Source organism: Paenibacillus sp. MCAF9 (assembly GCF_052114265.1).
In the GTDB taxonomy this organism is placed as follows: domain Bacteria; phylum Bacillota; class Bacilli; order Paenibacillales; family Paenibacillaceae; genus Pristimantibacillus.
The window spans coordinates 93,009-105,668 of the sequence record NZ_JBFREL010000009.1 but is presented as its reverse complement, the minus strand read 5'-3'; the positions used below and the strand labels follow the sequence as shown (position 1 = coordinate 105,668).

Sequence of the window (12,660 nt, the reverse complement as noted above, 5' to 3'; positions counted from 1 at the left end):
GGATGGAATTTGTTTAAGGGTGGTTGGAAAAAGATCATGCAACGATATTTCATAGCGGCGGAGCAATTTAGCGACTCTGAAATCCGCCTAATCGGCGACGATGCGCATCACGCCGCAAGGGTTATGCGCACGAAGCCAGGCGATAAGTTTATTGTCAGCGATGGGGAGTCGCGCACGGCGCTTGTCGCTGTGCTTGAAGCATCTGCAACACTCGTAACAGCAGAAATTGTTGAGATGCTAGGCAATGATAGTGAGCCGAAATGGGCAATAACGCTCGCTCAGAGCTTGCCTAAAGGCGACAAAATGGAGCTTGTGATACAGAAAGGAACGGAGATCGGCGCTTATGCATTTGTTCCCTTTCAGTCCGAGCGCATGGTCGTTCAATATGATGCAAAAAAGGAAGCAAAGCGCATAGAGCGTTGGAGTAAAATTGCGAAGGAAGCGGCAGAGCAGGCACATCGCAACCGTGTTCCGGCGATTGAGCCGCTGCATAGCTGGCGTGAGCTCATAAAGTCTATGTCCAATTACGATTTGGTTTTATTTTGTTATGAGCGTGAAGGACATCTTGCCCATGGCAGAGGCGTTCGCACAGCGATTAACGAATGGACCGAACAAGCAGGCGAAGTGAGCTCGCCGAAAGTGCTGCTCATTATTGGTTCTGAGGGCGGCTTCACGGATCGTGAAGCGGACGAGGCAGAAGCAGCTGGTGCTGTGCTGGTTGGACTAGGCAGAAGAATATTACGAACGGAAACAGCGGGCATCGTAGGATTAACCTGCTTATTATATGAATCCGGAGAAATGGGAGGAGCGTAACAACTATGCCAACAGTCGCATTTTATACGCTGGGCTGCAAAGTAAACTTCTATGATACAGAAGCGATATGGCAGCTATTTAAAAACGAAGGTTATGAACAGGTCGATTTCGAATCGACTGCTGATGTTTACTTAATTAATACATGTACGGTAACCAATACGGGAGACAAGAAGAGCCGTCAAATTATTAGACGGGCTGTTCGTCGCAACCCCGATGCTGTCATTGCGGTCACGGGCTGTTACGCTCAGACCTCTCCAGCAGAGATTATGGCTATTGAAGGCGTTGATCTTGTCATCGGGACACAGGACCGGGAGAAAATTATGACGTTTGTGAATCAAATTCACGAAGATCGCCAGCCGGTTAACGCCGTCCGCAACATCATGAAGACTCGCGACTTTGAGGAACTGAATGTACCGGACTTCTCGGAGCGGACGCGTGCGTTCTTGAAAATTCAAGAGGGCTGCAACAACTTCTGTACGTTTTGTATTATTCCATGGTCACGCGGTTTATCCCGCAGCCGTGCTTCAGAAAGCGTGCTAGAGCAAGCTAGACAGCTCGTTGCATCCGGCTACAAGGAAATTGTGCTGACGGGCATTCACACTGGCGGCTATGGCGATGATATGGAAAATTACAATTTAACAAGTCTGCTATGGGACTTGGACAAGGTAGAGGGACTTGAGCGCATTCGAATTAGTTCGATCGAAGCAAGTCAAATCGACGATGCGATGATTGATGTGTTGAACCGTTCCAGCAAAATGTGCCGCCATCTGCATATTCCACTCCAAGCAGGTGAAGACTCCGTATTAAAGCGGATGCGCCGTAAATATACGACTGCAGAATTCGCAGCAAAAATTAAAAGATTGCACGAGGCAATGCCTGGCGTTGCCATTACAACGGACGTTATTGTCGGTTTCCCTGGAGAAACGGAAGAAATGTTCGAAGAGGGCTTCCGCTTCATGGAAGATTTGAAATTTGCTGAAATGCATGTGTTCCCTTATTCGAAACGGACAGGTACGCCTGCTGCTCGAATGGACGAGCAAGTGGATGAAGAAGTGAAAAATGAGCGCGTGCATAAGCTAATTGATTTGTCTGAGAAAATGCAGCTTGCGTACGCAGAGCAGTACGTTGGCCATGTTCTCGATGTTATCCCAGAGCGCGATTACAAGGGTGCCCCGGGTACTGGACTTGTTATGGGCTATACGGATAACTATATCCAGGTCGTATTTGACGGCACAGAATCGCTGATCGGCAAGCTTTGCCGAGTGAAAATCACGGAAGCAGGAGTCAACGAATGTCGCGCCAAGCTTGTTCGTGTGATGGAAGATCATCCTGCCGCAGCGAGCAGCATGGAGCAGCACACCTTCGTGCTGGAGCGTCCGGAAGCGATAAGAGCCTAGCTATAGCTTGACAAAATGCGGGGATTCCTTTGCTTATCGATTCCTTTTGTGGAAAAGATGGAGGAATCCTTTGCTGCATATACAATCTGTTTAATGCTGCAAGGGGGAAACGGACATGAAGGAAATTTCAGCAGGCGGTGTCGTTTATCGCCGCACCGAGGAAGGAAAACTGCAAATCCAGCTCATTCAGGATCGTTACGGAAAAGTTTCGCTGCCAAAAGGAAAAATGGAGCCCGGCGAAACGATTGAACAAACCGCTTTGCGTGAAATCGTCGAAGAAACAGGTCTTGAAGGGGTGATCATCGCTCCGATTGATCAAATTAAATATAAATATGAGCATGAAGCCTTCGGGATGGTCGATAAAGAGGTTCATTATTATTTAGTTGAGGCTGTTGGAGGATCTCTGCATGCGCAAGTAGAAGAGATCCGCGGGGTCGATTGGTTTGAGCCTGGGGAAGCTTGGAGACGTCAAAAGCAATCCGGATACGATAACAATCATCGCATCGTTGCAGGAGCATTCCAGCTGCTTGGTTTGCAAACGGATTAGTGCTAAGTAACGGGATCAAGGCGCCTAAATGTGGGCAGATAGCAAAATGGCAGAGCGATCAATGAGCTTAGAATGTTGAAAATTGTTTGCGTATGAGCGATTTGCCCTGCTGCAGACGAGGATATCCATTCCGATATCGTCGCAAGCTCGCCGATGAACGGCATAAACAGCAATGCGCCTCCAGCGTTTAAGATGACATGCGACCAAGCCACATACTGCCCTGCCTTAGTCCCGCCTATAGAGGCTAACAATGCTGTCGCACAAGTCCCGATGTTTGCGCCGAGAACGACGGCGATACCAAGTTCAATGGGCATTGCGCCTATAGATACGAAACCCATAATGATACCAATAACGGCTGCGCTGCTATGAACAGCAGCTGTAAGAAGCGCACCCGCTGCGAGCCCCCACCATAAGCTCTCATTTGCTTTTCCAAGAAACCAGCTGAACATGGGGCTGTCTTGGACGGCAGAGCCTACGCCTTGCATCATCGTCATTCCAGTAAGGAGCAGAGCGAAGCCGCACAGCACGACAGAGGTCGAACGAACTGCTGGAAGCCAGCGCGCGTTCCGAACAGCAGGAAACAGACGTAATTCTCCTAGTAAAGCCGTTGCCAGCCACATTCCGATCGAGAGGATGAGCAAGGGAACGGCAAGTTTATTTAAATTTAGACCGATTAGCTCTGTCGTTATGCAGGTGCCAATATTCGTACCGAGTATTATGCCTAGTGTACGCGGGAATGTAAGCAAGCCGGCATTGACCATTCCAATGGCAATAACCGTTACGGCTGTGCTGCTTTGTAGAAAAGCAGTCGTGACCGTACCGATTGCTAGTCCGTGAATCGGGGTTGCAGTTGATCGTTTTAGGATTCCGGTCAAATAGGGACCGGCTAATCGATGCAGCGCCAGCTCCATCAGCTTCATGCCGCACATGAAAACAGAAAACCCAAGCAGCATTGGGATGAGTATAGTCTGAACCATGGTTTGGACTCCTTATTATTTATTTCAATTTTTGATTCGTAAATATACATATGCTGCAAGCAAGACAAGCATGACTAGCAAGTCCAATGAGGGGAAGCGAGATAAACGTGAGCAATCCAAAAATATTTCTTCTAAAAGCAAGGAAAAAGAGGCTGGAGCAAGGACATCCATGGGTCTATGCGACAGAAATTGATCGTTTGGAAGGCGATGCAGTGCCGGGTGATTTGGTTGATGTGGTTAACCATCAAGGACGTTATTTAGCAACAGGCTATTGGAATCCAAAATCACAAATTACAGTAAGAATCGTAGCACATACACCAATCGCTGCGATGGATGCAGGCTTTTTCCGTGATCGCCTTCGGCAGTGTCAGGAGCATCGCCGTCGCTTCGTTGCGGATGCCGATTGCCGCTTAGTTTACGGGGAAGCGGATTTTCTTCCTGGGCTTGTTGTTGACCGTTTCAACAATGTGCTGGTGCTTCAGCTTTTGACTCTTGGAATGGATGTAAGAAGAGAAGCGTTGATTGAGGCGTTGATTGACGTATTTCAGCCTGTCGGCATCTATGAGCGCAGTGATGTAGGTGTTCGAGTGCTTGAAGGATTGGAAGAGCGGACAGGCGTGCTTTACGGCGATTGCCCATCCATTATTGAAATTGAGGAAAATGGCTTGAAGCTTGAGGTTGATATTGTTGAAGGCCAGAAAACAGGCTATTTCTTCGATCAACGTGAAAACCGTGCTGCCATTGCTCCGCTTATGAAAGGCTGGGGAGGCCGGAGCGGTATTCATCTCGTAGAGCGTGAAGCACTGGAATCAGGCTCTATTCCAACCGAGGCAAGCGTTGTAAGTAAATCAGCTGGTACATCCGATTTAGTGCCGGTGAACGCGAATGGCAAAGTGGTTACTTTTCCTTTCTGGGATGGTGCATCGGTGCTTGAATGTTTTGCCCATACAGGAAGCTTCACACTGCATGCTTGTAAATATGGCGCCAAGAAAGTAACATGCTTGGATGTTTCGGAGCACGCCATCGAAACCGCAAAGCGCAACGTTGAGCGCAACGGGTACTCCGATCGGGTCGAGTTTGTTGTCGCAGACGCTTTCGATTATTTGCGCGTTCAAGTGAAAGGGCTCGACGAGAGAAAGCAGCGTGCTCTTGGGGGCGTGGATACGTCTAAGAAGATGGAAGGCGGAGCGGGACGGACCTGGGATGTTGTTATTCTTGATCCGCCGGCATTTGCAAAAACGAAAAGTGCAGTAGCAGGCGCATGCCGCGGCTACAAAGATATCAATTTACAAGGCTTAAAGCTTGTGAATGAGGGCGGATATTTAGTTACGGCGAGCTGCTCGTATCATATGCGTCCTGAGCTGTTTTTGGAAACGATCCAAGAAGCGGCTGTAGATGCAGGCAAGCTTCTTCGTTTGGTTGAATGGCGCGCGGCAGGCAAGGATCATCCTCAACTGCTCGGCGTAAATGAAGGGCATTACTTGAAATTCGCAATATTTGAAGTACGAAGCAAATAATTGATTTAAACGAATAGACGGGAGAGTTGCACATGTCGCTTCGCTTTGTCATCGGGCGTTCGGGAGCCGGAAAAACATCCTATTGCTTGAATGAAATAAGAAAGCAACTGCAAGGTCAACCGGACGGACCGCCGCTCGTCATGCTTGTACCGGAACAGGCTACCTTTCAAACCGAATATGCGCTGCTGCAGAGCGGTGAATTAAACGGGACGATCAGGGCACAGGCGCTTAGCTTTCGGCGCCTTGCCTTTCGGGTCATGCAGGAGACGGGCGGAACGGCGCTCGTTCCGATTAACGATACGGGGAAGCATATGCTTCTCTACAAGATCGTACATCGGCTAGGAAAGCAGCTTGAGCTGTTTCAAAACGGTGCGGAACAGCCTGGATTCATCGATAGGCTTGCAGAGCTTCTAACAGAGTGGAAAAGGTACGGAATAGATTCCGAGCTCTTACAGGGCAAGCAGGACGCTTCTAAGGCAGAAGCAGGCCAATCAACATTGCTAAAGCGCAAGCTGCATGATTTGCAGCTCATTTATAGTCAGATGGAGCAGGAACTCGCGGGCATGTATATTGACGCCGAGGATTATTTGCGTTATTTGCAAAATGGTTTTGCTAATGCCTCTGCTATGAACGGCGCGCATATATGGGTGGATGGATTTTATGGATTTACGCCAACGGAATATGAAGCGCTAGGAACGTTGATCGGTTCATCCGCTCAGGTGACGGTCACACTTACACTAAATAGAACTTATGGAATAGGTGAGCTGCCGCATGAACTGGATCTGTTTCATCCAACAGCCGAAACCTACAATAAGCTGATGGAGCTGGCTGCTCAATATGAGGTTGAGGTCGTTTCTCCCATATTGCTAGATGAAATTCCTCCTGTTCGGTTTAAAAGCAGTCCAATGCTTGCTCATCTCGAGAAGCATTATAGCGAGAGAATACCGATGCTTATTGCTGACAAAACGATATTGGACGAAGAAGATGCACGCTGCGGCTTATCGCTGCATGCCGCTGCGAATCGACGTGCCGAGGTTGAGGCCGTTGCACGCGATATCGTTCGCAGAGCACGTAAAGAAGGGCTGCGCTGGCGGGATATTGCAGTTATGGTACGAAATGCGGAGGATTATACCGACTATATCGGACTAGTCTTTGCTGATTACGGCATTCCTTATTTTGTCGATCAGAAGGAGAAGGCGGTCCATCATCCTTTGATTGAGTTTATTCGGTCTGCGCTTGAAACCGTCTTGTTTGGCTGGCGATACGATGCGGTGTTCCGCTGCATTAAGACGGAGATGTTGTTCAAGGTTGACGGAAGTTTGCCTAGAGACTGGTTCGATATGCTGGAAAACTATGCGCTCGCTGCAGGCATTGATGGTTGGAAATGGCTTGATCATAAGCGGTGGCATCCGTTAGTTCCTGTTTCGCTTGATGATGACGAGGATATAGAGACCAAAATCAGCGAAAAGGCGCAGCGTGAATTCAATATCGTACTTGCTGCCAGAGAGGTTGTTGTTCCTCCTCTTCGCCGCTTCTCTGATGCACTGAATATGGCCGAAAATGTTCAAGGGATGTGCGAGGCTTTATATCGTTTGCTGGATGAATCCGAAGCAGCAGATAAGCTCGAGCGCTGGAGCATTCAAGATACTGGAGCAGGGAAAACACAAAGAGCAAGAAGCCACAAGCAGCTTTGGGACAGTGTCATGCAGCTTTTGGATCAATTAGTTGAACTGGCTGGAAAACAGACCGTAACACCAGAATTGTTCGCCGGCATGATTGAGGCGGGGCTTGACAGCTTGAAGCTTGCTGCGGTACCTCCAGCGCTGGATCAAGTATTGATCGGCAGCATGGACCGAACAAGGTCGGGGCATATACATGTATGTTACGTGCTAGGTGCAAATGACGGCATCATGCCAATGCGTGTGAAAGAAGACGGCATTCTTACCGAATCGGAGCGGGAACGTTTGGCTGATGATGGAATCGTAATGGCCCCAGGGGTGCGCAGGCGCCTGCTTGATGAGCGATTTATGATCTATAACGCATTGACCACGCCAAGCAAGCATTTATGGCTTAGCTGGGCACAAGCCGACGAGGAAGGGAAAAGCTTGCTGCCTTCGGAGATTGTAAGGCATGTCCGTCAGTTGTTCCCGGGCATAGCCGTTCAAAGTATCGCAGCAGAGCCATCGCCAAGCTTGCCATTGTCCGAGCAAAGAAAGTTCGTATCGCAGCCGCAGAGAACGATGTCCTATTTGATAGGAGCTATTCGGAAATGGCAGCAGGGAGCAGTTATTGCGCCTTTCTGGTGGGATCTATACAATTGGTACGCGGTTCGTCCGGAGTGGCAGCAGAAGCTTCAGCTGCTGACAAGCTCCTTAACTTATGAGAACCAAGAGCAGTTCCTTTCTAAGGATACAGCACGAGAGCTTTATGGAGCGAGGCTGCAAGTTAGCATATCGCGCATGGAACGGTTCGTATCGTGTCCATTTCAGCATTTTGCCATACACGGCTTAAAGCTCAGGGAAAGAAAGCTTTACCGGCTGGATGCCCCTGATGTTGGTCAATTGTTTCACGCTGCTCTAAGTAAGGTGGCGACGAGCTTTGGTGGACGCTGGGGAAAAACATCGGAAGCGGAGCTTAAGGCGGTCGTCTCGCAAACGGTCGATGATTTAGTTCCTAAGCTGCAATCACAAATCTTGTTAAGCAGCAGTCGTTTTCAATATATCGCTCGCAAGCTGAAGGAAATTGTTGGCCAAGCAGCGCTTATGCTGGGTGAACATGCGCGAAGGGCGCAATTCCATCCCGTAGGGACCGAGGTCGATTTTGGCCCTGATGGGAAGCTGCCTGCACTCCGCATTCCGCTTGAGGCGGGCGGTGAGATAGAGATTATCGGCAGGATCGACCGTGTTGATGCTGCAGAAACGGAGGAAGGTCTGCTGCTGCGCGTGCTTGATTACAAATCGAGCTCGACGCATCTAAGACTTGAAGAAGTCGCCCATGGGCTTTCCCTGCAGATGCTGACTTATTTGGATGTACTGGTTACACATGCATCGGCATGGCTTGGTCGACCTGCTTCTCCGGCCGGTGTACTTTATTTTCATGTGCATAATCCAATTCTGGCGCTGACCAACAGCATTAGCCCTGCTGAAGCAAGCGGTCAGCTCTTAAAGCGATTCAAAATGCGTGGACTGGTTACGGCTGATTCGGAAACCGTTAGACTGATGGACGATGAGCTTGACACTGGCTATTCAGAGCTGCTGCCCGTTGCTTTGAAGCGGGATGGAAGCTTTTATAGTAGCTCTTCGGTCGTCTCGAATGAGCAATGGGATGTGCTTCGCCATTCTGTCAGAAATACAATCAGCCGAATTGGCAGCTCGATACAGTCAGGTGATGTTTCAATTGAGCCTTATCGTATCGGAACAAAAACACCTTGTCAGTATTGCGATTATAAAGCGGTTTGTCAGTTTGATGCTCAGTTCGACGGAAACGAGTATAGGAAGCTGAGCAAACCTTCTAAGGAACATATATGGCAGCAGCTAGAGGGGGAGTAATGGATGATGCACACTGCAAAGGATTCGCCCAAGCCGGAAAATAGTACATGGACCGATGATCAATGGGATGCAATCGTTACAAGCGGCTCGAACATCCTTGTAGCTGCTGCAGCGGGTTCTGGTAAAACAGCCGTTCTCGTTGAGCGAATCATCCGTAAAATATCAGCGAACGCCGATGTTGACCGTCTGCTCGTTGCAACCTTTACGAAGGCGGCTGCAGCGGAAATGAAGGATAGGATTCGAAACGCTTTAGAGCTTGAATTGGAAAAGCAACCCGATTCGGAGCATTTGCGACGACAACTGGCTTTAATGAATAGAGCGTCGATTACGACACTACACTCGTTCTGTATGGACGTCATTAGGCGTTACTATCCGTTAATCGGGCTTGATCCTGGCTTTCGTATTGCAAACGAGACCGAAAGCGAGCTAATGCGCCTTGACGTTCTCGATCAGCTATTTGAGCAAAAGTATGAAGGGGCTGGCGACAACGGCGCTTTTCTAAGGCTTGCCGATCGTTATGGCGGTGAGCGCGGCGATGAGCCTTTGTATAGGCTGGTTCAACAATTGTTCGACTTTGCGCAAAGCCATCCATGGCCTGAATATTGGCTTAGGCAAACCGCAGATGCCTTTAATATCGCGGATGTCGCAGCGCTGCAAAACAGTACGTGGGTTGTCAGTTTAATAGGCGACATTGAGATGGCTTTAGAAGGAGCGAGCTCGCTGCTGCACCAAGCCTTAGAGCTAACACGACAACCTGCTGGCCCAGCACCTTATGCGGCTACCTTTGATGATGATTTGCAAATCATTAGAAGTCTCTCGGAACTGGTACATTCCATGCCCTGGGAATGTTGGATAGCGCCTTTTCAGTCCATCGAATTCGGCAAGCTGAAGGCGATGCGCGGCGATGAATATGACAAGTCCCTTCAGGAGCAGGCGAAGGAGCTGCGCGATCAAGCGAAGAAGCTGATCACTTCACTTTCTGATGAGTTATTTGGCAGAACTGCGGAGCAGTTTTTGGAAGAGCTTCAGGAGCTTGCTCCTCTGATGAAGGCATTATCCGAGCTTGTTATCGAATTTGGCCAAGGCTATGAAGCGGCTAAACGAGCGAAGGGAATGCTCGATTTTGGTGATTTGGAGCATTATTGCTTGCGTATTTTGCGTGATCCGTCTTCTACACCAGAGCAAATGCTGCCTTCGATTGCAGCGATTGAATTCCAGCAGCAATTCGATGAAATATTGCTTGATGAATATCAAGATACGAATATGGTGCAGGAAGCAATCGTTTCGTTAATTGAACGGCCAGGTGCTGGCAACCGGTTTATGGTTGGCGATGTTAAGCAAAGCATTTACGGCTTCCGCCTTGCTGAGCCGAAGCTGTTTTTGCAAAAATATAAATCGTATCTGTCTCGTCATGAGATGAACAAGCGATCGGAAATAGATGAGTCTGACGCTCTGCGCATCGATTTGGCGCGCAACTTTCGCAGTCGATCGGAAGTTGTTGATGGCGTGAATGCGGTTTTCCGCGCCATCATGCGCGAGACTGTAGCTGAAATGGATTACGATGAGCGAGCAGAACTCGTATGTGGCGCTACCTACCCAGATCCAGTGCCAGCCGATCGTTGTCAAGTTGAGTTTGCCGTATTGAATAAAGCGGATGCAGATGACGAAGAGACAGCTGATGCCGATAACTCAGAGTCATCAGAGGGACAGGGTGAGGGAGAGCAAGGAGAAAATGGAACGCTCCTCGAATCAGCTTCCGAGCTAAAGGCGGCGCAGTTGGAGGCGCGCTGGATCGCTCAGCAGCTGCAATCTCTTATCGACAGCGGATTCCAGGTTTATGATGGCAAACGGCGTGAGAATCGACCTATGCAATGGCGGGATGTCGTTATCTTGTTAAGGGCGACCCAGCAGTGGGCGCCAATTATCATTGAGGAGCTGCAAGGAAGCGGTATTCCTGCGTATGCGGAGCTGAGCAGCGGCTATTTTGAAGCGACGGAAGTCGAGACGATGCTTTCCTTGTTAAGAGTTATCGATAATCCGTATCAGGATATACCGCTTGCGGCTGCATTGCGATCGCCATTATTTGCATTAAACGGTGAGGAACTTGCAAGAATACGCATCCAATCTGCGAAATCAACGTATTATGATGCGGTCCTTCAAGCAGCAGGCGATTTGTTTATGGATGAGGACACGCGCAGGAAGCTTTCGCTTTTCTTGGACAGCTTGGACCGCTGGCGTGAGGAAGCAAGGCAGGGCTCGCTTGCTAATTTGCTATGGGAAATCTACCGCGAGACCGGGTATTACGATTTTGTAGGCGGCTTGCCGGGAGGGACGCAGCGCCAAGCGAATTTGCGTGCGCTGCATGACCGGGCTCGGCAGTATGAAGCGACCTCGTTCCGCGGTTTGTTTCGATTTCTAAGATTTATCGAACGTATGCGCGATAGCGGCGGTGACTTGGGTACTGCAAGAGCGCTCGGCGAACAAGAGGATGTCGTTCGCATCATGTCCATTCATAAGAGCAAGGGGCTTGAGTTTCCCGTTGTATTCGTAGCAGGTCTAGGCAAGCTGTTCAATCAGCAGGATGTGCGAAGTGCCTTCTTGAAACACAAAGAGCTCGGTTTCGGACCTCGTTTTGTTGATCCTGCTCTTCGCATTAGTTATCCTACACTTCCTTATTTGGCTATCCGAAGAGCCATGCGTAAAGAAATGCTAGCAGAGGAAATGCGTATTTTGTATGTTGCGCTAACCCGTCCAAAGGAAAAAATGTTTCTCGTCGCGACTGTAGCGGATGCCGAAGCCAAGCTTAAGCGATGGCTTTCTTCCGTCGATGCTTCAGGTAAAATGTCTGATTTCCGGGTTGCTGCAGCACGCTCATTTATCGATTGGCTAGGTCCGCTAGCGGCTAGGCAAATCAATGACAGTCAGCTGGCTGACTATAATGCTCCGAACTGGCATGCTGGTGTTGTTTCTGCTTCTATATTCGGCACTGAAGCCGCAGCAGCGTCAGAGACGGAGCTGCAGGACCAGGACAAGGAAGAACGGCTTCAAGCGGTTACTTCACTTTCGCTTCTTGAGCATGTAGAAGCAGATGATGAGCTGCGTGAGCGGTTGGATTGGCATTATCCGCATCAAGAAGCGGCGGCACTCGCTGCCAAAACATCGGTTACGGAAATGAAGAGGTTATATTCGGAAGAGCAGGAGGATGCTGTTCCATTGGACGAGCTGAATCAGCATCAGGCGAATACACATCTTCAAGAAGCTGCAACTGCTCCAGAAGCATCGTATACGTTCCGACTGCGCCGTCCAGCCTTTATGGAGGAAAAGTCGCTTACAGCAGCTGAGAAGGGCTCTGTTAATCATTTGCTTATGCAGCTTGTCTCCCTCACTGAGGAAATAGATGAACCGTTGCTTAAACAAACGCTTGATCATATGATTGAACAGCGTTTATTAACAGTAAAGCAATCGGAGGCAATTGATTTGCCGAACGTCGCAGCTTTTTTCCGAAGCGAGCTTGGACAGCGGTTGTTAAACGCTGACTGGGTGCGAAGAGAGGTTCCGTTCAGCTGCATGTTCCCTGCTAAACGTGTTTATCCGAATTCAGATCTAGATGAGCCGATATTGATTCAAGGGGTAATAGATTGCTTGTTCGAGGATGCTGCTGGAGTCGTACTGCTCGATTATAAGACGGATCGCATTTATAAGGAGCAATGGGTGGAAGCAGCGGAGCGGCATCGTTTCCAGCTGGAGTTGTATGCCGAAGCAATCGAATCTGTTCTCGGGAGAAAAGTGGATGAGAGCCATGTCTTTTTCTTTGACGGGGGTCAATCCGTTCACCTTAAGAGAACAAACCAAATCTAAAAG

7 protein-coding genes are annotated in these 12,660 nt (G+C 49.2%); 6 read left to right on the top strand and 1 reads right to left on the bottom strand.

The annotated features are described in order from the left end of the window. The first annotated feature begins 36 nt into the window (after window positions 1–36). The 3 genes from AB4Z45_RS16920 to AB4Z45_RS16910 all read left to right on the top strand — a co-directional run bounded on the left by AB4Z45_RS16920 (window position 37) and on the right by AB4Z45_RS16910 (window position 2,757). Window positions 37–813, top strand: a complete 777-nt coding sequence (locus AB4Z45_RS16920) for an RsmE family RNA methyltransferase (RefSeq protein WP_339203463.1) — start codon at window positions 37–39, stop codon at window positions 811–813. A 5-nt stretch (window positions 814–818) separates the two neighbouring features. Continuing rightward, window positions 819–2,210, top strand: a complete 1,392-nt coding sequence (gene mtaB, locus AB4Z45_RS16915; RefSeq protein ID WP_441910450.1) for a tRNA (N(6)-L-threonylcarbamoyladenosine(37)-C(2))-methylthiotransferase MtaB — start codon at window positions 819–821, stop codon at window positions 2,208–2,210. Window positions 2,211–2,325: 115 nt separating this feature from the next. Next, on the top strand, window positions 2,326–2,757 hold the full coding sequence (locus AB4Z45_RS16910) for an NUDIX hydrolase (protein WP_076266880.1): 432 nt from the start codon (window positions 2,326–2,328) through the stop codon (window positions 2,755–2,757). Window positions 2,758–2,759: 2 nt separating this feature from the next. Here AB4Z45_RS16910 and AB4Z45_RS16905 read toward each other — a convergent pair whose 3' ends face one another. Then, window positions 2,760–3,734, bottom strand: coding sequence for a Na/Pi cotransporter family protein (locus AB4Z45_RS16905; RefSeq protein WP_339203459.1), 975 nt, complete (start codon window positions 3,732–3,734; stop codon window positions 2,760–2,762). 107 nt (window positions 3,735–3,841) lie between these two features. On the opposite strand from AB4Z45_RS16905, the gene AB4Z45_RS16900 reads away from it, so the two are divergent. The 3 genes from AB4Z45_RS16900 to addA are packed head-to-tail and all read left to right on the top strand — an operon-like array spanning window position 3,842 to window position 12,657. Next, window positions 3,842–5,251, top strand: coding sequence for a class I SAM-dependent rRNA methyltransferase (locus AB4Z45_RS16900; RefSeq protein WP_441910449.1), 1,410 nt, complete (start codon window positions 3,842–3,844; stop codon window positions 5,249–5,251). A gap of 32 nt (window positions 5,252–5,283) precedes the next feature. Continuing rightward, window positions 5,284–8,799, top strand: coding sequence for a helicase-exonuclease AddAB subunit AddB (gene addB / locus AB4Z45_RS16895; RefSeq protein WP_441910448.1), 3,516 nt, complete (start codon window positions 5,284–5,286; stop codon window positions 8,797–8,799). A gap of 3 nt (window positions 8,800–8,802) precedes the next feature. After that, window positions 8,803–12,657, top strand: a complete 3,855-nt coding sequence (gene addA / locus AB4Z45_RS16890; protein WP_441910447.1) for a helicase-exonuclease AddAB subunit AddA — start codon at window positions 8,803–8,805, stop codon at window positions 12,655–12,657. Window positions 12,658–12,660 lie beyond the last annotated feature (3 nt).